Origin of the sequence: Mangrovibacter phragmitis, from assembly GCF_040429585.1 — a bacterium.
In the GTDB taxonomy this organism is placed as follows: domain Bacteria; phylum Pseudomonadota; class Gammaproteobacteria; order Enterobacterales; family Enterobacteriaceae; genus Mangrovibacter; species Mangrovibacter phragmitis.
The window spans coordinates 4,427,294-4,452,751 of record NZ_CP134782.1; the positions used below are offsets into that span (position 1 = coordinate 4,427,294).

A 25,458-nucleotide genomic window follows, 5' to 3' on the forward strand; every position below is an offset into this window, starting at 1 on the left:
TTAATAACGCAGTAAATTAAATTTCAGCAATAGCTTAAGACTATTTTAAGTAATTACACGTATATAATAAATTATACAACAAGGCGATAAACGCCGAGTGTAATTGCAGTATTAAAGTTTTCTTATTTATTTAATTATGTCTTAACTGTTTTACCAAAACCTGTGCCTGGCTTAATTGTAGCTGTAATACTCTGCGTAACAAATGACAGGATATTTTTTGAAACTGAATTTCAAATAACGCAAAGCCAGTCTCATGTTGGCCATTATCCTTAACTGTGGATAACCACACTGATTATCCGGAGCCAATTATGCAGATCTTAAAAGATATTACTATCAGAAAAATGTTGTTGATCATCCTTGCCCTGTTCACATTGATTTGGGGTGTGGCGGCAACATCAACACTGAAAAACTTCAGTGATATTAATCAACTACTTGACCAAACCATGGTGCAGAAAAAAACCTACGCCATGTTGGTAAAAGGTAACGACCAGTATTTCCGCACCATGACGCGGATGTTACGTGCGGTTGACTTCCGTCAGTCCGGTGATGTTGCAGATGCAGAGAAAACCTTCGCCTCAGCAGGCAAGGCACTGAAAATCACTCAGGATATGCTGGCTGAGTTTCGCCAAAGCCAACACCCGGGCGTAGATGAAGCACTGGTCCAGAACATGGTTCATGATTGGGAAGCCCTGCTCAACACCATCGCGCCCATGTTACAAAACGCTGAAGCGAATAATCTGGATGCTTTCCGCCAGACATTTCGCCAGGTTTATCCGCCGCTGAGTGTACAGTTTGGCGTAACCGCCGAGAAATACACCAAAGCGATTCAGGCTGACAGTACTGTTCAGCAAGCTCAGTCGCACATTAACAGCAACCGCTTTATTCTGCTGAGTGCCCTGGTGGCAGGCATTATTACCCTGTTTCTGACAGACCGTTACCTGGTGGCTTATCTGGTGCGCCCTGTAGGCATCATCAAGAAGCACCTGGAGCGCTTAACCGCAGGCCAGTTACAACATAACATCGATGACTTTGGCCGCAACTGCGCAGGGCAGCTGATCCCTTACATCCGTAGCATGCAAGAGAGTCTGCGCAATACAGTGACAGTAATCCGTGACAGCTCTGGCACCATTTACACCAGTACCAGCCATATCCGTAAAGGTAATGAAGAACTCTCTGGCCGTACCGACCAGCAGGCAGCAGCATTGCAACAAACTTCAGCGAGTATGGAAGAACTGACTTCCACGGTAAAAAACAACGCGGAAAATGTTCACCAGGCATGCCAGTTAACCGATGAAGCACAAAGTGTGGCCCAAAAAGGGGGTGAAATTACCAGCACAGTGGTGAAAACCATGGCAGGAATTTCTGAGAGCTCACACAAAATTGCGGATATCACCAGCGTAATTAACAGCATCTCGTTCCAGACCAATATTCTGGCACTGAACGCCGCAGTCGAAGCTGCCAGAGCGGGTGAACAAGGGCGTGGTTTTGCCGTCGTCGCCAGTGAAGTACGCTCTCTGGCACAGCGCAGCGCACAGGCCGCCAAAGAGATAGAAGGTTTAATCAGTGAATCTGTCAACCGTGTGACTACTGGCGTGGGCCAGGTTCAGGAAGCAGGTAAAGCAATGGAAACCATCATTACCTCTGTTAGCCGGGTACGGGAATTGATGGGTGAAATATCTGTCGCTTCAGATGAACAGACCCGAGGTATCGACCAAATCAGCCAGGCGATGAATGAGATGGATAGCGTCACTCAACAAAACGCTGCGCAAGTGCAACAGGCCGCCACCAGTGCCGCTGCCCTGGAGATGGAAGCAGAACACCTGACAGGCGCCATTGCGGTGTTTGACCTGGGCAGCAGCTATACCCCAAAAGCGAATTCTGAAGTGAGAAAGCCGGCGCTAAAACCGTCCCAGAGCGTGAAGGCGCTTACCGCCAACACCGGGGAAAACTGGGAAACATTCTAATAATAAGCAGTAAATAACGCAGAGCGTTGCCGGGAAATTCACAGGTTTCCCGGCTTTTTTATAAGGTTCGTAAAAAACCACATTGGGCATTCCGTGCGGTTTTGTTTTTTTACACAGGAAAACTTTTCAGTTTAGCTGTACAGTTTAGCTGTAGATACTTCAACTGACAGGTCGCTGCCAGCAGGCCTGTAATTTGACGAATTAAGAACACAGCTGGCTGGCAATGAACTGCATATGAATACATCCATCCCTTCAGAACAAAGCGCCATTCTGGCTCAGTCCCTGCAAACTGCTATGCGCAAACTCCGTCGCCGGTTGCGCCAGCAGTCCACCTTGAGTGAACTTTCCGCCTCTCAACTTGCCGTGCTACACCACCTGGAGAATGAGGGTGCAGAAACCGTTTCAGCATTGGCGCGCTCTGAAGGTATTCGCCCACAATCGATGGCGGCCATTGTCAACAGCCTGATGGCAGCGGGGTTTATCACAGGCAATCCGGACCCCAATGACGGGCGACAGACATTACTTTCGCTTACTGATGCCTGGTATGCGTGGGTTATGCCCCGCCGGGCACTGCGTAAGGACTGGTTAACCCGTTCGATTTCAGCGTCTCTCAGTGAGGATGAGCAAGAAACGCTTTCCCAGGCCATCAGCCTGATTAACCGGCTGACCGATGATGCCAGTAACGGGAAATAATCAACCGGCCTTCTCCCCAGAAACTATGTGCTAACCGCAGGTCGCTATGTCAGTCACCACGATTTTTCGTTCATTTCGCAATACCAATTACCGTATTTGGGCCTGCGGTGCCTTTGTGTCAAATATTGGCACCTGGGTACAGCGTGTGGCGCAGGACTGGATAGTCCTGACGCAACTCACGAACCATAATGCGTCAGCCGTTGGCGTCGTCATGGCATTGCAGTTTGCCCCACCGTTATTGTTCCTGCCGTGGACCGGTTTTGCAGCGGATTACTTTAATCAGCGTAAGTTATTGCTGACCACACAGGCGATTATGGGCATCCTGGCCCTGGGGCTTGGAGTACTGACCATTACCGGACTGGTTCAGTTATGGCATGTTTATGTCTTCGCATTTTTGTTTGGCACAGCCAATGCCTTCGATGCCCCGGCCAGGCAAACTTTTGTTGCCGAACTGGTTGGCGATAACGATTTACCCAATGCAGTAGCACTCAACTCTACCTCGTTTAATTCGGCGCGGATGATTGGCCCTGCCGTGTCCGGGCTGGTGATTGCCGCCGTAGGTACCGGCTGGGCGTTTGCGCTAAATGGGCTGTCGTTTATCGCTGTGCTGATTTCACTGCTGTTTCTGCAGGCAGATAAGCTCTACCCCCAGGTGCGGGCAGCACGCAAGAAAGGCAATTTTGTTGAAGGGCTGCGCTATGTTAAAGGCCGGCCTGATCTGAAAGCCATTCTGCTGATGCTGTTTTTTATTGGCACATTCGGCCTTAACTTCCCGATTTATATTTCGACAATGGCTGTCAGTGTATTTCATACCGATGCCCGTGGTTTTGGTTTGCTCTCCTCGGTGATGGCTTGTGGCACGCTGCTGGGCGCACTGATGTGTGCCGGGCGCGAACGGCCACGTTTCACCACCTTAATTCTGGGTGCCGGTTTTTTCGGTATAGGTTGTATTCTGGCTGCTGTATCCCCAGGTTACTGGTGGTTTGCCGCGATGCTGGGCATAACCGGGGTTGCGTCACTGACTTTTATGAATACCTCCAACAGTCTGGTGCAACTGACGACTGAATCCAGCATGCGTGGACGGGTTATGGCGTTGCGTATCTGTATTGCCATGGGTGGGACGCCAATCGGCGCGCCTATTGCGGGCTGGGTCGCAGACAACTATGGTGCGCGCAGTGCCATGGGAATTGGTGCTGCAGCGGGTATCATCGCCGCAGTAATTGGCATTGTGGTTTGGTTACGCCAGCACAGGGCGCAACTTTCCACCACAACTCACGATGTGCCCTAAAAAAACCGGGACACCACAACAACACAAGACCAACAACCGGGCAAACGTGGTATGGTGACAGCGTTTTTTTTGCATCCCACTACTCTGCCATATGTAATTGCCATGATGAAAAACGAACTTTTCACCGCACGCCTGGTCCTGACCCCCCTTAATGCCAATGACTGGCCGTTTTACCTGGCGCTGCGCCAGAACCCGGACGTCATGAAATACATGGCGGAAATTGATAATGAAGACGGTATTCGCCAGAGTTTTGAGCGCCTGCTGAACCAGGAACCGGGCTGCTATTTTATTATTCGTGAACAGCACAACCCTCAGGCGGTAGGCGATATTGGCCTGAATATCAACAGACTGGTGCCCGATGCGGCGGCTGTAGGTTACAGCCTGTTGCCACACGTTCGGGGAAAAGGCTATGCATATGAAGCCCTGTCTGCGGTATGCCAGTTTGCTCTCAATCTGCCCGGCATAAAGAAAATCAGTGCACTGGCACTCAGAGAAAACCAGGCTTCCATTCAGTTGCTGGAAAAGGTGGGGTTTCGCTGTGAAATAGTGACCAAAGAGAGCTATTTACTGAATGGCCACTATTACGATGATTGTGAGTACCGTCTTTATGAAGAAAACTTCAGGCCACTTCAGCCGCATTCACACCCATAAACTGGCGAATGCGTTGTAAAGCGGGGCTGTGCTCTCCACAACGAATATGGGCCGGTGTGGCATCGGCCTGAATATTCCCCTGGTTCATGAGTATCACCCGGTCCGAAATGGCCAGGGCAAAATCCATCTCGTGCGTAACAATAACCATTGTCATGCCTTCCCGGGCCAGCTCACTGATCACTTTCAGCACTTCACCCACGCGTTCCGGATCCAGTGCCGAAGTCGGTTCATCAAACAACATGATATCCGGCGACAACGCCAGTGCTCTGGCTATCGCCACACGTTGTTGCTGCCCACCGGATAACTGGTGCGGGTACTTATCCACATGCGCCAGCAACCCCACTTTATCCAGCAACCACAGCGCCTGGGCACGGCGTACTGTTTCTTTTTCGGGTTGGTGGTGATACCGCTGAGCCAGCATCACGTTTTGCAAAATAGTGTAGTGGGGAAACAGGTTAAACCCCTGAAAAACCATACCAATACGGCGAATACCTTGTTGTTCAGCCTTACGGTTGCGGGCATTGCCTGCCTGAATAAACCCTTCACCGAATAACACCACCTCACCTTTATCCAGACTTTCCAGGCCATTAATGGTGCGAATTAATGTCGTTTTTCCCGAACCCGACGGACCAATCACACTGACTACTTCACCGGGTGCAACCCGTAGTTCTACGCCTTTCAGTACTTCATGCTGCCCCCAGGCTTTATGAATATCCTTCATTAACAGCGCATCAGGGCTGCCGTGTTGTATTGCTGGCTGGCGCAATGCCAGAGGCTGAGCCTGTTCACGTAACGCGGCAAGCTGTTCGTCGGCCAGGGTTTGTGGTGTTTTAGCCTGCACGTTAACCCGACGCTCAACAAGCTGGAACAATAAGCTGAAGACCGAGACTATCAATACATAGTAAACCGCCACTGCCGCCAGGGTTTCCATCACCAGAAAGTTTTCAGCATATAACCGCTGGCCGGTCATTAGCAGTTCAGGCAATGAGATAACCGACACCAGAGAGGTTTGCTTCACAATGGTAATAAATTCATTGATAAGAGATGGCAGCGCGATGCGTAGTGCCTGTGGAATAACCACCAGGCGCTGAATGCCAACATAGCCAAACCCCAGAGCATGGCCCGCTTCGTGCTGCCCTTTCGCCACCGAGAGCAACCCGCCACGGTGGATTTCCGCCATATACGCGGTTTCCACCAGCACGGTTGCTATGAGGCCAGCCACAAAGGCGTTGCCTAAAATAGCACCTGTGCCGGGGAACAGTTGCGGCAGGTTATAGACAAACACCACCAGCACCAGCAGAGGTACGCTGCGAAATAACCAGATATAGACCTGGCTGATACTTTTCAGCCAGGCCGGCCCGGACAGCCGGGCACTGGCCATCAGAAAGCCCAGTACCAGGCCCGCCAGCCAGGAGAGCACGCTTAATTCGACCACGGTGACACAGGCCTGCCAAAACGCATTCATCGAAAAAAGTGAAAAGAAATAGGCCCAGTTAAATGTCATATGCTGCTCTCTCCTGTCCGGTTAACACCACCTGCCATTAGCGGGTCTGGGTATCCGTAATGCCGTAACGGGCATACTTTTTCAGTAATGCGGCGTATTCTCCATTCTGGCGCAGAGTAGCCAGGGCCTTAGTCAGGCTGGCTTTCAGCGCGTCATTGCCTTTTTTCACATAGATACCCAGGGTTTGCGGGTAAATGGTGTCGGGTGACGTGATTTTCACCCGGCCATGGCTGCGTTCAGCAAACATGCTGACTGCACCGGCGATATCCACCTGAGCCTGAACATGGCCTGCCAGCAAAGCCTGCATGGTTTCCGGCGCGGTAGGGAACTCTTTCACCGTAATGGTGCCTTTACCGCTGGTTTTGCAGTAGCTGTCTGAAAGCTCACGCAGTTTTTTCACCCAGGATGTCCCCTGCTGCAACCCTACTGTTACGCCACACAGGTCTTTTTCTGTTTTTGGTGCAATGGTGCTGTCATTACGCACCATGATGTACGCGCCGGTGTCGGCATAAGGAATGGCATCGGCCTGAGCTGTGCGCTCTGGCGTGATATACAGTGCGGAAATGACTGTGTCATGGCGGTCGGCATTCAGCCCGAGGATCAGTCCACTGAATTTGGTATCTGCCAGTTGCAGTTGTAAGCCCATTTGCTGGCTGAGTAATTGCGCCAGCTCAGCATCGAACCCAACAATTTTGTTGTCCTGCCAGGATTCAAACGGCGGGTAAGCCACTTCCATCCCCACTTTTAATACCCCCGGTTTCAGCGTGCCATCGGCCGCACTGACTGCTGAAGAAACCGTGCCCAGGCCCGCCATTAACGCCAGAGCCACACATACACCACGAAGAGAAACAGCCTGAGTCATCGCATTGCTCCTGTAGAAGTCATTCGCCGATGATGCGCACCGGCAAGCTGGCAAAGTAATTCAAACATCATGGTGGCACCGGTCATGCTGGTCAGGTTGCCCTGGTCAAAAGGCGGTGCCACTTCCACCACATCAGCGCCCACTAAGTTCAACCCCTGCAACAGGCGCACACCCTGCTGTGCCTGAAGCGTGGTCATTCCACCGATTTCTGGCGTACCGGTACCGGGTGCATAGACCGGGTCCAGCACGTCAATATCGAAACTGATATAGGTCGGTTCCATCCCGACAATGGCTCTGGCCCGCTCCATTACGGTTTGCATACCTTCTTGCGCCACTTGTTCCATGGGAATAATGGTGATGCCGTTGGCCCGGGCCCAGTCGTGGTCATGTTCACTGAACAGCGCGCCGCGAATACCAATTTGTACTGTGCGTTGGGGATCAAGCACACCCTCTTCCACCGCACGGCGAAACGGTGTGCCATGGGTAAAGCGTTCACCGCCAAAATAGGTATCGTTGGTATCGGAATGCGCATCAAAATGGATCATGCCCACTGGCTGTTCCCGCCCCAGCGCCCGCAGAATGGGCAGTGTGGTCAGGTGATCGCCGCCGGCTGTCAGTGGCATTACCTGCTGCTGATACAGAGTACGGTAATAGTTTTCGATCCGCGCCAGGCTGTCCTGCACATCGACCGGGTTAACCTGCACATCGCCCAGATCCCCCACTCTTGCCAGGTCATAGGGTGACTGGTATGTCACCGGATGAACCCGGCGTACCAGGCTTGAGGCATTACGTAATTCGCGTGGTCCGTGGCGGGTTCCCGCCCGGTTGGTGGTACCGCCATCCCAGGGCACGCCCACCACACCGATATCCAGCGATGCAATTTGTGCGCCAAATGGCAGGCGAAAAAAGGTCGGCAGCCCGCTGTAACGGGGAATATCGCCACTTTGGGGCTGCGGATAATCCGTTGAAGTTAACGTATTCACAGACGTGTTTCTCCTTGATAACGCACTCCGGGCAACACACACAGCATTTCGTACAGCAAGTTGGCGCCAAGTTGTGCAGTCATACCGCTAATATCGTAAGGGGGGGAGACTTCGACCAGGTCGCAGCCAGTCAGGTTTAACCCCCGGCAACCACGAACAATTTCCAGTGCCTGAATGGCGCTGAGCCCGCCAACTTCCGGAGTACCAGTGCCAGGTGCCCAGGCCGGGTCAATGCTGTCTATATCGTAAGAGAGGTACACCGGGCCCGCGCCCATCAGTTGGCGAACTTCCGCCATCAGGGGTGACAGGCTTTTATGCCAGCACTGCTCAACCGGGATCAGCCGGAACCCCTGGTCTACCCCCCACTGAAAATCACCACTGGCATAGCCCTGGGCACGTTGCCCGATTTGCACAACACGCTGGCAATCCAGCAAGCCCTCTTCTACCGCCCGGCGGAAAGTGGTGCCGTGAGCGATTTTCTCGCCGAACATGTCATCATTGGTGTCGGTATGGGCATCAACATGAATCAGCCCCACCGGGCCATGTTTTTTCGCCAGTGCGCGCAGAATGGGCAGTGTTAACGTGTGGTCACCGCCCAGAGTGAGGGGGATAAGCGGCCAGTCGTTAAGACGGGTATAAAAATCTTCAATGATGTCGACAGATTTCAGTAAGCTGTAGGTGTTAATTGGCACATCGCCAATATCACCAACCTGCAAAGAATCAAAAGGTGCCGCTCCGGTTGCCATGTTGTACGGGCGAATCATCACGGATTCATTGCGGATATTACGTGGCCCGTAGCGGGTTCCGGCACGTTGTGAAGTCCCGGCGTCCAGAGGGATCCCAACAAATGCCACATCAAGGCCAGCAGGGCTGTCGCAGAAAGGCAGGCGTAGCATGGTGCCACGCCCTGCAAAGCGTGGCATTTCATTGCCACCCTGCGGTTGGTTATACACTTTCTCCATGAGCACTTTCTCCTGGTTAGCGGAGCAGGCAACCCTGCCCCCGGTGTGTCTGGAAATAGTGCATCAGGGAGAAAGGATGAAAAAATAGCAAAAAGCAAAAAATTAGTTTAGAAAAAGGGAAACTAATTGATGGAATAAAACAGAGGTAATCGCTTATGGCTGCAGGGAAATTCCCCAATCTTCGGTTGGTGCATATTTTTGTCACTGTGGCCAAACACCAGGGGTTTGCCAATGCCCAGGGGGAGCTGAATTTAACTGTATCGGCTATCAGTAATTACATGAGTGAGCTGGAAGATAAGCTGGGGTTTGTGCTGTGCCGCCGGGGGCGAGGCGGGTTTGCGCTGACAACCAAAGGTGAAGCCTTTTTACAGCAGAGTATGACGTTACTGAACACACTGGAAAATTTTGACCGCTACACGGCGTCACTGCGTGGAGAACAAAGTGGCACTCTAAACCTGGGCATTATTGACTCCACGATTACCGACCCAATGCTTCCTGCCAGTAAAGCTATTGCCCGGTTCAGTGAACTGTTTCCCCTGGTTCACCTTAACCTGCAGATCAAAAACCCGAATGCGCTGTTACACGGCATTCTGAATAATGAACTCGATATTGCTGTTGGCACTTTTTCTCTGCAAGGCAACAGTGTGGTCTCACACCCGTTATACCGTGAACAACACTGGTTGTATTGCAGTGATCAACATGAATTATTTACGGTTCGCCACCCTACAGTGGCGCATATTTCCCAGATGCGTATGGTCACACGCAGTTACTGGAGTGCGGCAGATTTGGGTAAGAAAGGGTTTAAACAGAGCCTTGCCAGCGTGGAGAGTATGGAAGCACAACTGATGCTGATCCTCTCGGGAAAATATATTGGGTATTTACCAGAACATTACGCACTGAACTGGGTAAAGCAACAACGGTTGCGGGCACTGTTACCCACCGATTATGGTTATCAGGCTCCCTTTTCCCTGATTTTCCGCCGTGGGCGCAGTAAAGAGATATTGATACGAACAGTACGTGATTTGCTGAGAAATTCTGCGAAAAATAGCAAATCCCGGCACTGAATGCACCGGGATAAAGCGAGGATAAACCCGTTATAACCCAAGGCGCGCCATCATCAGCGCCAGGTCGACCAGGCGGTTTGAAAAACCCCATTCGTTGTCATACCAGGCAAGCACTTTCACCATGCGTCCACCAATAACCAGGGTAGACAGCCCGTCAATAATGGAAGAGCGCGGGTCGCCCCGGTAATCACTGGACACCAGAGGTTCATCGCTGTAGCCGAGGATCCCCTTCAGCGGCCCTTCACTGGCGGCAGCCCGAAAAGCGGCGTTCACTTCTTCCACAGTGACATCCCGTTTCAGGTTCACACTCAAGTCGACAATTGAGACTACAGGCACCGGCACCCGTAAAGAATACCCGGTAAGCCGACCATCAAGCTCTGGGATAACCCTGCCAATTGCTTTTGCCGCGCCACTGGAATACGGCACGATAGACAACGCAGCGGCACGGGCACCACGCAAATCTTTTTCCGGCTGGTCGTGCAGTGCCTGGCTGTTGGTATAAGCATGCGTGGTGTTCATCATGCCATGTTCAATACCAAACGCCTGGTTCAGGACCTGGACTGCGGGAGCCAGGCCATTGGTGGTGCAACTGCCGTTACTGACCACGATATGCTTTTCTGGGTTGTACTGGGTGTCGTTTACCCCCATCACAATGGTGATGTCATCGTTTTTTCCTGGTGCCGAGATAATCACACGTTTAGCGCCGCCGTGAGTGACATGCACTTCTGCTTTGCTTTTTTCGGTAAAAAAGCCAGTGGCTTCAATGACTATATCCACATCCAGTGAATGCCAGGGGATCTCTGCCGGGTCGCGGTGGGCAAAAACCCGAATGGGTTTGCCCCCAACTAACAAGTTATCACCTTCGGGTTCCACGCTGACCGGAAATTTCCCCATCAGGGAGTCGTATTTGAGTAAATGCGCCAGAGTGGCGCTGTCGGTGAGGTCGTTAATTGCGACGACATTGAAATCATCCTGGCCAAGCGCCGCGCGCAGTACATTGCGGCCAATACGCCCAAATCCGTTAATGCCTACCTTAACCATAAATACCTCCTCAGTCAGTTTCTGTTAACTACTGTACTGAGTACGGCGACTGGCGAATATGACATTTAACGATCAATTTCAGCCATCGTGCTGGCATAAAAGCGTTCGCGGTAAGTCGTGGGGGCAACCTGTAAATGGCGTTCAAAGACGCGGCGTAAGTTGATTCCTGAACCAAAACCAGTCTGTAATGCGATTTGCTCAATCCCTTCACGCGTTCGTTCCAGGTATTCCCGGGCAGCATCCAGCCGGACATGCTCAACATATTTTGCCGGGCTGGTGCCCGTTTCCCGTAAAAATACCCGGTTGAAGTTACGCGGGCTCATTGCCAGAGATTCCGCCAGCTTTTCCACTGATAAGTTTTCAGCCAGGTTGCTCTGAATCCAGTCCTGTGAATCCCGGATTGGCCCCGGCTTTGCGGCTCTGGCTGGCAGGTAGCGGCTGAACTGGCTTTGCCCACCCGGGCGGCGCAGGTACATCACCATATCCTGAGCCACTTCACGGGCAATGGCATGCCCCATATCCGCTTCCACCAGTGCCAGTGTGAGATCAAAGCCAGAGCTGACACCGGCTGATGTCCACACCGGGCCGTCATGGACATATATTGGCCCGCGCTCAACGGTAATATCCGGCCAGGTTTGCGCCATGTAATCCAGCAGCCGCCAGTGAGTTGTTGCCCGGCGCCCGTTCAACACACCCGCCATCGCCAGTAATAACGCGCCACCACACACAGAGACGATACGTTGTGTATACGGAGCCGCCATGCGTAACCAGCTGGCAACTGCATCATCTTCCTCTGCATCCACACCACGCCCGGTGACCATTATCGTACCGCGCTTTTCCCGGGGATCCAGTTCCGTCAGCCGGGCATCAGCCAGCAATGTCAGCCCGGATCGGCCATGCACTGCTTTATGCATTTGGGTCGTGGCAATAGTGACCTGATATGGCGCTTGCGCCAGGTCACTACAGGCATTACGTTCGTTCGCCTGCATCAGGATGTCGGTTACCCCGACAGATTCAAATAACATGCCCCCATCGGGAACAATAATCAGCACTGAGTTCATTGGCAGCCAGGGCGTTATGGTAACTGGATTGGTCACTAATTATAACCAGTAAACAAATTCAGACAACGCCCTGCAACTACCGGCAGTACCGAATTAACGCGGTACGCGCAACCCGCCTTCAGTGCCGTGAGAGAACACCACCTGCCATAACTGAATGTCACGGGAGCGGAAAGCCCCGGCACAGGCATTAAGGTAATAGGTGAACATTCGTTTAAAACGTGGAGAATAGTTGCTGGCAATCTCTGGCCAGGCAGTGAGGAAACGCTGGTACCAGGCCATGAGCGTTTTGTCGTAATCCGGGCCAAAGTTATGCCAGTCTTCCATCACAAAATGGGGTTCGCTGGCATCTGCTATTTGGCGCACAGATGGCAGGCAACCGTTGGGAAAGATGTATTTATTAATCCACGGGTCAACATTCATATCCGTTTTATTAGAACCAATAGAATGCAATAAGAATAACCCGTCAGGATTGAGATTGCGGGCCACAACGGAGAAATAGGTGGCATAGTTTTTCGGGCCAACATGTTCAAACATCCCAACCGAAACAATGCGGTCGAACTGTTCGTTCAGGTCGCGGTAATCCTTGAGCAGGATAGTCACGTCCAGGCCAGCACAGCGCTGTTGCGCCAGTGCCTGTTGTTCACGGGAAATGGTGACCCCGTACACGGACACACCATATTCCCGGGCAAGAAATTCGGCCAGCCCGCCCCAACCGCAGCCAATATCCAGCACTTTCATTCCCGGGCGCAATTGTAGTTTTTCACCAATCAGGCGCAGTTTCGCTTGCTGGGCACTGGCAAGATCAGTGGCTGTTTTCCAGTACCCGCAGGAATATTGCATAAAGGGATCGAGCATGCGGGTAAACAGATCATTTCCCAAATCATAGTGTTCTTTGCCCACAATCCACGCCCGTTTACGTGACTGGAGATTGACTGTCCGCGCCCATAAAATACGTAATACATCTTTCAGGTGGTGAGGAATTTTAGTGTCCAGCCCGGCGTTAAGAATACGGGTAAAGAAGAGGTCAAGACGTTCGCACTCCCACCAGCCATCCATATAGCTTTCCCCCAGACCAAGGGATCCTTGTTGCAATATGCGCTTAAATACGTTGGGATTTTTTACCTGGATATCCGCAGCCCCCGAACCATTAATTGTGATACCGGCTTCATCAAGTAGTGTTTCGGCAATACGCCACCAGGCATCACGTTGCGTGGAAGACTCCACCGCGAGAGAGGTATGACTCATTCTGGTTTCCTGCAGATGTTTGAAAGGTTAGTCGTCTGATTATTTTATGGAATTCATTCATGGCAGGTATTACCATGCAAAGACAATTTATATCGAATACAGGACAACCTTGCGATGCCACGCCCTGCCAGAGTTGAAGACGCAGCCGCTACCCGTGTGGCAGAAATCACCCACCTCCCCCGGCCGGTGTATTTCCGCAGTTACCCGATACCCAACAACCACTATGTTGCTCAGCATCAGCATGGGTTTGTTGAGTTTCTTTACGCGCGTAAAGGCGGAATGCGGGTTGAGGTGGATGGCAGAACGCTATTTGTGCCGGTATTTCATGGTATCTGGATCCCACAAAATACACCGCACCAGGTGCAGGCCAGCGGTGATACCCAATTAGAAAGTTTGTACATTTCGCCAGGGAAAATCGCACTGAACCACGCCAGTTGCCATGTGGTGGTGGTGAGCCATTTTGTGCGGGAATTTATTCACCATGCGACAACTCATGTTCCGGCGCATTATGAAGAAACCGGGCCAAATGGCATGTTGGTTACGGTATTGCTCCACTTGCTGGAAAAATTGCCTGATGCCGGTTTTTCGCTTGCCTGGCCTGCTTCCCCGGCAATTATGCAGGTGTGCCGGGCTATTCAGGCTGAACCCGGGCACGCCCATACTATTGATGAATGGGCAGCGCACTGTGGCATGTCTGTCCGCACTTTTTCCCGGCGCTTCAAAAAAGAAACCGGTATTACATTCAGTGAATGGAAACAGAAAATGCGCTTACTGGACGCCGTTATTTTACTAAAAAACAACCATAGTGTGACTCAGGTGGCACTGGATTTAGGCTATTCCAGCATCGCATCCTTTACATATGCGTTTCGCCAAATGTTTGGTGTTCCACCTTCGCGTTACTGAAGGCTCGCCCATTTTTTATGCCAGGCGGCAACAAATGCTTTTGAACGCCCGGTCATGCTCTGTACCTCGGGAGCACTGTACCCCTGGTTGAAGTAAGCTATCACAAGCTGGCGGTCATCCACCAGTTGCTGGCGCCGTTGGGCTGCCTGCAACGCTTTCTCTATCCCCTGGCGGCGTTTTTCATCTGCCGAGATTTGTGGTTCGCCTATCATATGCCATGCGCGTTTACGGGCGGAATCAGGGGTTTCAGGAGAGGTGGCGATATCACGCAGCAAACGTGCGGCACGGCGGTGCATACCCGCAGCCAGTAAACTTTCAGCACGGGAAAACAACTGGTCAATTGAGTCGTACATCAGGAAGTCTCCACAACTGTTGCCAAATCTGCGTGTTACCGCAGATAAATGTAAAGCAACCAACGAAAACGGCACAGACCGGCGCTATTAGCCAGCCACGCCATGGAAAACGAGCAGTTGTCTGATTATCCATCAAAACGCGTTGTCCGTTATTACGCCACTAAGACAGATGTTATAGATTAACGGACAATATCACCCGATAACTGCAGTGTTGTGTAGTAAACCCGGTACATCAGGCAGGAAGATTACCCAGGCCTGTCCCCCTGCCAGGCCGTAGTAAACCACAGCGTTTACCAGAAAAATGGCAGGTGAACGGCCTGTAACCAGCCCAGCCAGCCACTCACCGCAAGCCCCGGCCCAAAAGGAACGGCCTGGTGGAGTGAACGCTGATTCATGGCGTACGCCACCAGCATAAACACCAAAGTCAGCAATGCCGCCCCCAGCAAAATGAACGGAAGCATTTGCCAGCCACACCATGCTCCGAGCGCCGCCAGCAGTTTAAAATCCCCATGGCCCATCCCTTCTTTATTACGTACCAGCAGCACAACCCAGTACAGCAGCCATAAAGCTAAATACCCTGTTACCGCGCCTGCCAGGGCTAATTCCAGGCTAACCGGCCCGGCACCGGAAAGCGCCAGTAACAGCCCACTCCACAGTAAGGGCTGTGTAAGCATGTCGGGCAGTAACATATGCTGTAAATCTGTCAACAACAGTGCGGCCAGTAACGCTGATAACAGTACGCCAGCAGCAAGCAAAACCTGACTGGTCAACAGGCAGGCCAGCCACAGTGAAATCGCCGCCAGCGACAACTCGGTCAGCACATAACGCCAGGCCAGAGGTTGCAGACAACAGGCAGTGCGCCCTTTCAGCAATAGCCAGCCCAATACCGGCACATTGTAATACCAGGCAACAGGGGCTTTGCACAGCGGGCAGTGTGAACGGGGCAGGCAGAGGTTAAAATCACGGTTATGGGGTTGTTCCAGCATTATTGGGATACGCCAGAGCAAAACATTCACCACACTCCCGGCACTGGCGCCCAGTAAGGCAATAAAGGGAAATGAAAACAGTTCAATGGCCATTAACGAAGTCCCTCACAATGAGGTACCAGCACAACATCAATACAGGCATTCGTTACTGCTGCGGTTTCACCATAGTACTGTGCGCTATTTTCATGCAGCGCGACGATTTCGTAACCGGCTGTTATCACTAACCTGGTGGTACGCTGTGTATAACATAGTGCTGAACCGCATAGCTGATATGCACACAATAAAGTCGGCAGCGTACTCTGAATAATATTTCCCATTGTACTATTTTCTGGTTGAACACTTAATTTCGGAACGAATTCCATTTTGCCTCCTGAATATTAATACTGCCTCACCCTGCACACAGTTGGCAACTATGGGCAGAAGGTGTATTTCCTGTTTGTAACGCACAATAGAAAAACATGAATACATGCTCTGTAACCCATACCAGTGAAACCACCCATAATTCATTTTACCGGAATCATGAATGCGCGGGTGAACACAGTTATATTGAGAAACAACCAGACAATCATTAGCCACGAAAAAAAGAAAGACAAAAAAACAGCAGAGATGCTATTTTCCCGCCACACCAAACAGCAACAAAAATATTACCATGAATACATTGATATTCTGTATGAAAAACTTTTTCTTTTATTGACTACATTTCGCCAGGGAGTTGATGACTGAGTACGCGCTTCATTCCAGAATTCTCGGGCAAAGCGCCCCTGCGACGTAATCACGCTCAGGCCTGGTAGTACATAAACGGGCGCTCCATATTGAAGGGCTACCGGATTCGCACTGGCGGGCGAACAATAACACCTGCAACGCAATTACCGCATCTCAATTTACAATTCACTGAAAAATTTGGAACTGGTACCGTAAAACAGCTAAAAATAATAAAAAACCATTAAAAGAAGGCAGGCAAAAATTCACACTACTGGTACGAAATACAACAAACCTTATATTCAACCTGAACAGAACAACCAATTAACATTTCAGGATTCGTTCTGAAAACCCACTCACACCAACAAAAAAATGGATAAAACCCAACAAACCAATAGATATAAGCTCATCATAATAATACATAACAATAGTTAACCTGCCTGAATACTGCCCGTTTAAAATCTGTATTCAACAAATAATCCCATAACGTTTTAAAGGTGCTAATCAAGGCAATGATTCTCGCTCTCAAATCCCGCAGTATCCATTTTTCATAACCCGCTAAAGGCACATTTTTCGCCGCAATTCAACAAAGAACAGAGCAACATCTGATTTATCATCATAAATGCATTATCAAAGAGAATCGGATATTTACAAATAACCTCAGCAAGCGATAATAATCACCTGATTTTTTTGTGTTAAGGGTGCCCATGAGCGACTCGCAGCAACCCCGCACAGCTCGCAAGCGGCCAATGAAGCTGAGCACATCCGTCATTTTGATGGTGAGCGCCGTCATTATTCCATTATTGTTGGTGGTCCACCTGCTCTACTTTTTTCAGATAAGCGATGCCACGCGTGATGGGCTGGAAGACAAAGCTATGGCTGTCGCCCGCACACTGGCAGATTCGCCACAGGTCCAGCAGGCTTTATTACTGCCACCACAAACCCGGCAAATACAGCCCCTGGCGGAAGCCATTCGCAAACGTAATGACCTGTTGTTTGTCGTGATTACCAATATGGATGGTATTCGTTACTCCCACCCAAACAAAGACGCCATTGGTCACCACTACATTGGCAATGACATTAACACGGCGTTAGTGGGTAATGAGAATGTCTCGGTTAACCATGGTGTGCTGGGTGAAGCGGTACGAGTATATACCCCGGTCTATGATAGCCAGCACCAACAGATTGGCGTAGTAGCGATAGGTATTTCCCTCGATAAAGTAAAAGCGCAAATTAATCACAGCCGCTGGAGCATTGTCTGGACCGCACTGTTCGGTGCATTAATCAGTGCCATTGGTATCTGGTGCCTGGTACGGATGCTGAAACGCATTTTGTTTGGCCTTGAACCCTATGAGATCTCGACATTGTTTGAACAACGCCAGGCCATGTTGCAGTCTATTAAAGAAGGGGTTATCGCTGTTGATGACCAGGCCCATGTCAATTTAATCAACCAGACCGCACGGCAACTGCTGCGTGACACCAGTAGCGTTGATGTACCGCTACCCGGCCACATCAGCGATTCACAGCCACTTATTGCCACGTTACGTGAAGTATTGCAAACAGGCAAACCGCTCCGGGACCAGGAAATAACGCTCAATGGCCGTGTTTTGCTGAGTAATACCGTCCCGGTGCACAGTAATAATACGATTATTGGCGCAATTTGTACTTTCAGGGACAAAACCGAAGTCAGTCAGTTAATGCAGCGACTGAGCGGCATGGTAAACTATGTCGATGCGTTGCGAGAACGCTCCCATGAATTCATGAATAAATTACATGTTATTCTGGGGTTACTGCACATGAAGAGTTATGAGCGGCTGGAAGACTATATTCTCAGCACCGCAAATAACTACCAGGCTGAAATTGGCTCACTGCAGTTAAAAATTAAATCGCCAGTCATTGTCGGTTTTCTGTTGGGGAAAATTAACCGTGCTCATGACGCTGGCCTGCGTCTTACTCTGGCAGAAGATTGTCTGATGCCGGATAACGATAATGAAGACCAGGTCGCGGTATTAATCACTGTTTTGGGCAACCTGATTGAAAATGCCTTTGATGCACTTCAGGGGCAACCCGAAGGGGAAGTCAGTGTATTACTGCATTACCAGGAAGGCTGGCTTTCATGTGAAGTGAGTGATGATGGCCCTGGTATTGCCCCCGAAAATGTTCAGGCTATCTTTGAAAAAGGTTTCTCTTCCAAGGGAAGTGAACGCGGTGTTGGGCTGTTCCTCGCGAAGCAACAAGCAGAAAACCTCGGTGGCTCCATTTCGGTTGAATCAGAGCCCGGTGTTTACACTCAATTTTATGTACAACTTCCCTGGGATGGTAAGAGGATGAGCACATGATCAATGTGTTGATAGTCGATGATGATGCGATGGTCGCGGAACTGAACCGTTGTTATGTTGCCCAGGTACCCGGTTTTACCTGCTGCGCCACAGCCTCAACGTTGCAACAAGCCAGCGAACTGGTGCTCAACAAGCAGCAACCTATCGACCTTATTCTGCTGGATATTTATATGCAGCAGGACAATGGTCTGGATCTGTTACCTGTGTTGCGCCAGGCACAACGCCCCATCGACGTGATTGTGATTTCTTCCGCCGCCGATGCCGACAATATCAAGAAATCACTGAATTATGGTGTTGTGGATTATCTGATCAAACCCTTTCAGTTCTCGCGGTTTGAAGAAGCACTGACAGGCTGGCGTCAGAAGAAAAACTTGATGGATAACCAGCAATATTACGAGCAGGCGGATGTGGACAGGTTGATTCGGGGTAATCTCCAGCAAAACAGCGAATCGAAACGGTTACCAAAGGGCCTGACACCACAAACCCTGCGTACCATTTGCCTGTGGATTGACGCCCATCCGGGTAATGAGTTTTCTACCGATGAACTGGCAAACGCCGTGAATATTTCCCGCGTTTCGTGCCGTAAATACCTTATCTGGCTGGCGCAAAGCGAAATATTGTTTACCAGTATTCACTATGGTGTAACCGGCCGCCCGGTTTACCGTTACCGACTGCAGGCAGAACATTACGCATTACTCAAGCAATACTGCCAGTAACAGTATTTGCCCATGCGTACTTGCCCGGTGTGCGCGTGTTATTGCGCGCTACCGGGGAACCACGCCAGCAGGTATCAACTACCTTGTGGAGCCAGTTGGTAAGATGAGTCCTGCAATGTGAACGTAAATAACTGCTGTGATGAAAGGACAACTCTGCGGTCTTTGGTGACAAAAATCGCTTCAATTCCCGGTTTATTCGCCAGGCAGGCACAACCTTGTTCCACACCCATGCCATATATCAATGTAGTCCAGATATCACCATCAACAGAGTCTTCAGACACAATAGTCACACTGTGAAGTTCGTTATCCAGCGGATACCCTGTGCGCGGGTCAAGAATATGGTGATAACGCTTGCCAGCAAACTCAAACCAGCGCTCATAAGTACCGGATGTCACGACTGACTTTCCTTCCACTTCAATTACGCCAATCAGGTCATCTGGCCCGGCAAACGGTTTTTTCAGGCCGACTGACCAGGGCGTACCCCTCATTTGTGAAGCTCCGCCAAGAGTCTGAACATTGCCGCCCAGGTTAATCAGCCCCTGAAAAACCTGCTGGCTGTGAAGAAAATCCCTGACCCGGTCGGCGATATACCCTTTCGCGATAGCCCCCAGGTCGAGTTCCATACCAGCCTGAGTAAGGAATACGCTATGTTGCTCATCATCCAGTATCACCTGGTGAGGACTGGTTAGGGCTAAACGCGTGCTAATCTCGTCCGCCGGGGGAACACTGCTCCCCTGAAAACCAATTTTCCAGCATTTAACCAGCGGGCCAATGGCGAGGTTAAAAGCACTGTTGGGCAGCAGGCTTGCGGATTTAGCACACTTAATCAACTGATATACCGCCGGGTTAACCACCACCGGGTGCAGACCCGCAGCATGGTTAATGTTCATTACTTCAGAGGGTGAACGGTTAACAGTGAGCAGGTTTTCGTAGTGTTTGATCAGGCGAAAAACCTGGTGGGCCAGGTGTTCATTATGCTGAAAGAGTTTTAACAGAATGGGGGAGCCCATCAGTACGGCGGAGTAAGAATAAACATGAGCTTCTTGCGGCATAGCATCACCTGCAGTATTGCGGGAGAAATACGGTGCCTGCCAGGCCAGCAGGCACCGTAGTGATGTTTAGCGCAACGCGTTGTGTGCTGCGTTACGGCCTGCCAGAATACCGAAGATGATAATATCCGCAACCGCATTACCACCAATACGGTTACCACCATGGATACCCCCAACCACTTCACCGGCCGCAAAAGCACCTTTCAGTACCGCTTTGCTGGCATCCAGAACCTGAGTATCGGTATCAATTGTCACACCACCCATAGTGTGGTGCACCCCCGGGGCGATACGAATCGCATAGAATGGCCCCTGGTTCAGTGGGTGACGCATTGCTGTTTTACGGCCAAAATCTTCGTCATACTGTTTGTCGACAAACACATTGTAACGCTCCAGTGTAGCGAGGAACGCGTGGTAATCCATACCCAGTTTATCGGCCAATTTACGCGGTGATTCAGCACTTTCAACAAACCCGCGCGCGATATACTCATCTGCCGCTTTGTTTTTCAGACGGACCTGTTCATCAAACACCACGTAAGCATATTTTTCCGGTAATGCGATAATCTGCGCAGACACTTTATCGCGGGTTTCCATTTCATTGAAGAAACGGTTACCCGCCTGGCTTACCAGAATTGCCCCACCCCCGCGGATTGATTCAGAAATCAGGTAAGAAGTGGTTTGTTCAACCGTTGGGTGAATTTGAATTTCGCCCATATCCACAGTAGCCGCGCCAATCGCTTCCAGAATGGCAATACCTGAACCTGTCGCACCTTTATGGTTCGTGGTCACAAAGCCATCCAGTTCAGGGCGATATTTCACCACCATGTCACGGTTAGCACTGAAGCCACCGGTTGCCACAACGACGCTTTTTGCGTTGATGACCAGAGATTCATTTTCGTCATTCAACAACTCAACTCCGGCGACAGCGCCATTTTCGTAACGAATCTGGGTTACTGAAGTGTCCAGCATGACATCAATGTTGCGTTTGTTGACGTTTTTCACCAAACCACTTATTAGGAAGCCCCCGACGGCTGACGCGTCAGCCGGGCGGTGAGTACGGTCAATGCTCATCCCACCAGTAATGGTGATGTCGCTCAGTTCGATACCATGCTCTGCCAGCCATTCAATCGCCTGGGGTGCCTGTTCCACAAATTCACGCAGCAAAACCGGGTTATTTTTAAAGTGCCCGCCTTTCAGCGTTTCCTGGTAGAACAGTTCTTTACTGTCTTCAATACCTTTTAATTTCTGGTAGCGTGTTTCTGCCGCGTTCATCCCAACAGAAGCTTTAATGGTGTTCCCGCCAATGCTGGACATTTTTTCCACAATCAGGACTCGGGCACCTTCATCACATGCCTGAATGGCCGCCGCCAGACCTGCACCGCCACTCCCTACCACTACCACATCGTAATGCTGAGGTTGGTTAACATCGCCCCCTTCTTCCAGTAACTGTGCTTTACAGGATTTGGCAATGGCTTTAGAAACTGCTTTTTTCACAGCTTCACTCTGAGTGGTTGCACCGGTAACCGCGTCAACGTGCGGGCTGTTGGCATCCAGAATACGCTCGCGGATGATGTCGAAACTGGTGGAGAACTCAACATCCAGCGCCGGGTTATCCGCCAGGGCAATATCAACAATACGGTCGGTTTCCAGGCTGACATTAATCAATAATTCATTGGCATCATCCTGTACTTTTTCCTGGAAGATACCCGGTTTGAATTTTTTGGAGGCCATGCTCATATCGCGAATCATGGCGTCAACCAGTGAGAATCGCCATAACGGTTCCGGGATGGTTAAGGCTTCACGTTTGGTGCTGTCGATAAACAGATCCAGTTTCTCGCCTTTCGCAATGCGGTCTGCCCAGTCCGGATAGGCAATGCAGGCTTTACCAATAGCGACCAGATCATAGCCATGTTCCATAGCCAGATCCACATCGTCTCTATTCACTACGCCACCTACGCCCATTACCGGAATCTGCGCCAGTTTTTCAGAACGCATGGCAACATATTTCTCGATAAGCGGAGTTGGGTCTGTGGTTTCAACAATGGAAGAACGCAATGTGTAACCAACAGAGAAGTGCAGGTAATCTACACCCCGTTCAGCCAGTTTTTCCAGCAGGAACATGGTGTCATCAAAACGGATGCCTGGTACTTCCAGTTCTTCTGGTGAGAAGCGGTAGCCGATAATAAAAGACGGGTCAGCGTATTGCTGCACCATCTGGTGGGTAATTTCCAGCACAGCCATAGGGAAACGGGCACGGTTATCACGGTTGCCGCCCCATTTATCTGTACGCAGGTTTGAGTTCGGAGAGAAGAACTGCTGAATCAGATAAGTGTTGGCACCGTGAATTTCCACGCCATCAAACCCGGCCTGAATCGCGCGGCGGACACCCTCACCAAATTTGGTTATCATGCCGTCCACTTCTTCAGCGGTCAGTTCTTCTGGTGTGGCAGCTCCATCACGAGGTGCAGCGACAGCGCTCGGGCCAACCGGCGCACGGCCACCAATCAGTTTTGGCTCAACCATACGGCCGCCATGGTAAATCTGCAGAACAGCTTTAGAACCCCTGCTCTTGATTGCTTCCGCGATTTTTGCCAGGCCTTCGATTTTGTTGTCGTTATCAATACCAATAGCGCCAGGGAACGCCAGGCCACGGTCATCAATAAAGCAGCACTCAACAATAACTGTACCTATCGCACCAGCACGTTCACGGTAGTACTCAACCAGTTCGCTATTGACGGTACCATCATAAAAACCGGTACAGGTTGTCATCGGCGCCATCAACAGGCGGTTTTTCAATACAGTGCCATTGGGTAACGTAAATGGACTCAAGACTTTATCGTCACTGTTCATATTAGCAGCTCCAAAGATCATAATTTTAAAAATTGAATTCTGTTGCCGGTGTTTTATTTTTCTTTTTTATTCGTTACCGATTGCATACCTTTAATATAAATCCTTTTTTAGTTCCAAAAGTAATAACATTAGTTAAATAACTATTTACCGAGAAAATTAAGGAGAATTTCACTAATTAAAAAGCAATTTTAAATTCATAATTTACATAAACACAATTTTATTTAACCTTTTATTTACCTATAATCAAAAGTGTTAATAAACACAATGAAAGACCACAAAACCCGCACCAGTAAAGGGATGTAACAACTCCTACCAGTAGAAACTTAACGTAAAAAAATGAGAGTAAAATACAAACAAAGAGATTATCTCAATCGAGGTTAAAAAAAATCGCAATTCACATGCAAAATTAAAGGCTATTCTCGTGATTTTTATTTACATTAGAATTTATTATTCAAAAATGAAAATATCGCCGTAATTTATTGATCCTGATCAAAAGTAGAAAATATAAAAAAAGCATTATATAAGCATTTAGTCGGGCCAGGAGATTTACTACCGATCCGTAGAAAATACCAAAGAGAGGTCGATTAAAATGTCACTATTAAATAACTAAAAAAACTTAAGTAACTAAAAAAATCAGAGCTGTCTTATCTGTGCATCACAAGATTCTTAACTACTTATAGACAAATCATCATGAAAGAAACTACGAAAACATCGGTTACAAAACCGGCAAGCAAAGCACCGGGGGGTAAAAAAAACCGCCTGCTGTTTATGCTCCTGCCAGTTCTGGTAGCAGTATTACTACTGCTGGTCCCTACTCCTCAAGGCTTACAACCCTATGCATGGCACTTCTTTGCCATTTTTGTTGGTGTTATTGTCGGGCTGATTTTTGAGCCGTTACCCGGTGCCGTGATTGGCCTGACAGGTGTCGTTGTCATCGCGCTGTTTAGTCAGTGGTTGCTGTTCAGCCCTGACGAGATGGCTGCACCGAAGTTCAAAATGGCTGCTGCGTCGTTTAAATGGGCGGTGAGTGGTTTCGGTAACTCCACCGTCTGGCTTATCTTCGGTGCATTCATGTTTGCCGCAGGCTATGATAAAACCCAGTTTGGTCGCCGCCTGGCGCTGATTCTGGTGAAATATCTTGGCCGCCGCAGTCTGACACTGGGTTACGCCATTACTCTGGCAGATCTGTTACTGGCTCCGTTCACCCCCTCAAATACAGCACGTAGTGGTGGCACGATTTACCCCATCATTGCCAACCTGCCTCCACTTTACGGTTCAAAACCTAATGATCCGAGTGCTCGCAGAATTGGTTCCTACCTGATGTGGGTAGCCATTACCGCCACCTGTATAACCAGCTCCATGTTCCTGTCCGCACTGGCACCAAACCTGCTGGCACTGGCCCTGGTGAAAAGCACCGTCGGTATTGCTATCTCCTGGGGCAACTGGTTCATGGCTTTCCTGCCTCTGGGTGTACTGCTGATTCTCATTATGCCGCTGTTGGCTTACTGGCTGTATCCGCCTGAAGTCAAAATCAACGATGAAGTACCGCGCTGGGCGAGTGAAGAACTGGCTAAACTGGGGCGTCTGTCTCGTAACGAAATTCTGTTGCTGGTGTTCGTGTGCTGTGCACTGATGATGTGGATTTTCGCTGCCAGTTGGATTGAACCGGCAATGGCTGCATTACTGGTTATCACACTGATGCTGTGGACTGGTGTACTGGAGTGGAGCGATATTACGGGCAACAAAGCAGCCTGGAACACATTTGTGTGGTTCGCAACGCTGGTTGCGCTGGCAGGTGGCCTTTCTTCAACCGGCTTTATTAGCTGGCTGGGTAAAGAAGGTGGCGCACTGATGAGTGGTATTTCTCCGGGCACTGCAACAATTGTACTGCTGCTGGCGTTTTACCTGCTGCACTATCTGTTTGCCAGCACGACGGCACACACCACCGCATTGCTGCCAGCTGTACTGACTATCGGTTCCACTATTCCGGGTATGAACATGCAAGTCTTCTGCCTGTTGCTGGTCACTTCGTTAGGTGTGATGGGTATCATCACGCCATATGGTACTGGCCCCAGCCCGATATACTATGGTAGTGGTTACTTACCGACCAAAGACTACTGGCGTCTGGGAACCATCTTCGGTGTCCTGTTCCTGGTAGCACTGATTGTGATTGGCTATCCATGGATGTCCATGATGTTCTGATGATTACCGGGGCGCTACGCCCCGGTTTTACACTGTCTGCACCTCA

Annotated in this window: 21 protein-coding genes; 9 read left to right on the forward strand and 12 right to left on the reverse strand. The window is 50.2% G+C overall.

Annotation, left to right across the window (positions count from 1 at the left end):
* The first annotated feature begins 308 nt into the window (after positions 1-308).
* The 4 genes from MPHASIOC01_RS21435 (at position 309) to MPHASIOC01_RS21450 (ending at position 4,596) form a co-directional block, all read left to right on the forward strand.
* Positions 309-1,964 carry a methyl-accepting chemotaxis protein gene (locus MPHASIOC01_RS21435; RefSeq protein WP_064599087.1) on the forward strand — a complete coding sequence of 552 codons (1,656 nt, stop codon included), beginning with the start codon at positions 309-311 and terminating at the stop codon, positions 1,962-1,964.
* Between the two features lie 234 nt (positions 1,965-2,198).
* Positions 2,199-2,657, forward strand: coding sequence for a MarR family winged helix-turn-helix transcriptional regulator (locus MPHASIOC01_RS21440; RefSeq protein ID WP_064599085.1), 459 nt, complete (start codon positions 2,199-2,201; stop codon positions 2,655-2,657).
* A 46-nt stretch (positions 2,658-2,703) separates the two neighbouring features.
* On the forward strand, positions 2,704-3,945 hold the full coding sequence (locus MPHASIOC01_RS21445; RefSeq protein ID WP_064599083.1) for an MFS transporter: 1,242 nt from the start codon (positions 2,704-2,706) through the stop codon (positions 3,943-3,945).
* 102 nt (positions 3,946-4,047) lie between these two features.
* Entirely contained in the window at positions 4,048-4,596 is a 549-nt protein-coding gene (locus MPHASIOC01_RS21450; RefSeq protein ID WP_353613259.1) for a GNAT family N-acetyltransferase, read from the forward strand.
* Here MPHASIOC01_RS21450 and MPHASIOC01_RS21455 read toward each other — a convergent pair.
* The 4 genes from MPHASIOC01_RS21455 to speB (MPHASIOC01_RS21470) are packed head-to-tail and all read right to left on the reverse strand — an operon-like array spanning position 4,565 to position 8,907.
* A complete protein-coding gene (locus MPHASIOC01_RS21455) occupies positions 4,565-6,100 on the reverse strand; it encodes an amino acid ABC transporter permease/ATP-binding protein (RefSeq protein WP_353613260.1) in 1,536 nt (511 codons plus the stop codon). The two genes, MPHASIOC01_RS21450 and MPHASIOC01_RS21455, sit on opposite strands and share 32 nt — an antisense overlap.
* 37 nt (positions 6,101-6,137) lie before the next feature.
* A complete protein-coding gene (locus tag MPHASIOC01_RS21460; RefSeq protein WP_353613261.1) occupies positions 6,138-6,962 on the reverse strand; it encodes an ABC transporter substrate-binding protein in 825 nt (274 codons plus the stop codon).
* Positions 6,959-7,945, reverse strand: a complete 987-nt coding sequence (speB, locus tag MPHASIOC01_RS21465) for an agmatinase (RefSeq protein WP_353613262.1) — start codon at positions 7,943-7,945, stop codon at positions 6,959-6,961. The genes MPHASIOC01_RS21460 and speB (MPHASIOC01_RS21465) overlap by 4 nt, the downstream gene beginning before the upstream one ends.
* A complete protein-coding gene (gene speB, locus MPHASIOC01_RS21470) occupies positions 7,942-8,907 on the reverse strand; it encodes an agmatinase (protein WP_353613263.1) in 966 nt (321 codons plus the stop codon). Before speB (MPHASIOC01_RS21470) ends, speB (MPHASIOC01_RS21465) begins: the two co-directional genes overlap by 4 nt.
* A 155-nt stretch (positions 8,908-9,062) precedes the next feature.
* On the opposite strand from speB (MPHASIOC01_RS21470), the gene MPHASIOC01_RS21475 reads away from it, so the two are divergent.
* The gene (locus MPHASIOC01_RS21475) at positions 9,063-9,971 is read left to right on the forward strand and encodes a LysR family transcriptional regulator (RefSeq protein WP_064599074.1); all 909 of its coding nucleotides are present in this window, start codon (positions 9,063-9,065) and stop codon (positions 9,969-9,971) included.
* 30 nt (positions 9,972-10,001) lie between these two features.
* On the opposite strand, the gene gap is transcribed toward MPHASIOC01_RS21475, so the two are convergent.
* The 3 genes from gap to cfa form a co-directional block, all read right to left on the reverse strand.
* Positions 10,002-11,012, reverse strand: coding sequence for a type I glyceraldehyde-3-phosphate dehydrogenase (gene gap, locus MPHASIOC01_RS21480; protein ID WP_353613264.1), 1,011 nt, complete (start codon positions 11,010-11,012; stop codon positions 10,002-10,004).
* Between the two features lie 65 nt (positions 11,013-11,077).
* Complete coding sequence (locus MPHASIOC01_RS21485; RefSeq protein ID WP_353614966.1) at positions 11,078-12,073, reverse strand: helix-turn-helix domain-containing protein; 996 nt, start codon at positions 12,071-12,073, stop codon at positions 11,078-11,080.
* Between the two features lie 93 nt (positions 12,074-12,166).
* Positions 12,167-13,318, reverse strand: a complete 1,152-nt coding sequence (gene cfa / locus MPHASIOC01_RS21490; RefSeq protein WP_064599068.1) for a cyclopropane fatty acyl phospholipid synthase — start codon at positions 13,316-13,318, stop codon at positions 12,167-12,169.
* A gap of 114 nt (positions 13,319-13,432) precedes the next feature.
* On the opposite strand from cfa, the gene MPHASIOC01_RS21495 reads away from it, so the two are divergent.
* Positions 13,433-14,221: a helix-turn-helix transcriptional regulator gene (locus MPHASIOC01_RS21495; protein WP_353613265.1), complete on the forward strand. Its 789-nt coding sequence runs from the start codon at positions 13,433-13,435 to the stop codon at positions 14,219-14,221.
* On the opposite strand, the gene MPHASIOC01_RS21500 is transcribed toward MPHASIOC01_RS21495, so the two are convergent.
* The 3 genes from MPHASIOC01_RS21500 to MPHASIOC01_RS21510 all read right to left on the reverse strand — a co-directional run bounded on the left by MPHASIOC01_RS21500 (position 14,215) and on the right by MPHASIOC01_RS21510 (position 15,922).
* A complete protein-coding gene (locus MPHASIOC01_RS21500; protein WP_064599064.1) occupies positions 14,215-14,574 on the reverse strand; it encodes a hypothetical protein in 360 nt (119 codons plus the stop codon). The two genes, MPHASIOC01_RS21495 and MPHASIOC01_RS21500, sit on opposite strands and share 7 nt — an antisense overlap.
* A gap of 290 nt (positions 14,575-14,864) precedes the next feature.
* The gene (locus MPHASIOC01_RS21505) at positions 14,865-15,653 is read right to left on the reverse strand and encodes a prepilin peptidase (protein WP_353613266.1); all 789 of its coding nucleotides are present in this window, start codon (positions 15,651-15,653) and stop codon (positions 14,865-14,867) included.
* Positions 15,653-15,922: a hypothetical protein gene (locus MPHASIOC01_RS21510; RefSeq protein ID WP_353613267.1), complete on the reverse strand. Its 270-nt coding sequence runs from the start codon at positions 15,920-15,922 to the stop codon at positions 15,653-15,655. Before MPHASIOC01_RS21510 ends, MPHASIOC01_RS21505 begins: the two co-directional genes overlap by 1 nt.
* A 1,044-nt stretch (positions 15,923-16,966) precedes the next feature.
* On the opposite strand from MPHASIOC01_RS21510, the gene MPHASIOC01_RS21515 reads away from it, so the two are divergent.
* Both MPHASIOC01_RS21515 and dcuR read left to right on the forward strand, forming a co-directional pair.
* On the forward strand, positions 16,967-18,598 hold the full coding sequence (locus tag MPHASIOC01_RS21515) for a sensor histidine kinase (RefSeq protein ID WP_064599056.1): 1,632 nt from the start codon (positions 16,967-16,969) through the stop codon (positions 18,596-18,598).
* Positions 18,595-19,314 carry a two-component system response regulator DcuR gene (gene dcuR, locus MPHASIOC01_RS21520; protein WP_064599054.1) on the forward strand — a complete coding sequence of 240 codons (720 nt, stop codon included), beginning with the start codon at positions 18,595-18,597 and terminating at the stop codon, positions 19,312-19,314. The genes MPHASIOC01_RS21515 and dcuR overlap by 4 nt, the downstream gene beginning before the upstream one ends.
* Before the next feature lie 74 nt (positions 19,315-19,388).
* On the opposite strand, the gene MPHASIOC01_RS21525 is transcribed toward dcuR, so the two are convergent.
* The gene (locus MPHASIOC01_RS21525; protein WP_353613268.1) at positions 19,389-20,366 is read right to left on the reverse strand and encodes an FAD:protein FMN transferase; all 978 of its coding nucleotides are present in this window, start codon (positions 20,364-20,366) and stop codon (positions 19,389-19,391) included.
* Between the two features lie 66 nt (positions 20,367-20,432).
* Positions 20,433-23,210 (reverse strand): flavocytochrome c, encoded by a 2,778-nt coding sequence (locus MPHASIOC01_RS21530; RefSeq protein WP_353613269.1) that lies wholly within the window; start codon positions 23,208-23,210, stop codon positions 20,433-20,435.
* A 690-nt stretch (positions 23,211-23,900) separates the two neighbouring features.
* Between MPHASIOC01_RS21530 and MPHASIOC01_RS21535 the strand changes: the two genes are divergently transcribed.
* Positions 23,901-25,412 (forward strand): anion permease, encoded by a 1,512-nt coding sequence (locus MPHASIOC01_RS21535; protein ID WP_064599050.1) that lies wholly within the window; start codon positions 23,901-23,903, stop codon positions 25,410-25,412.
* Positions 25,413-25,458: the final 46 nt, after the last annotated feature.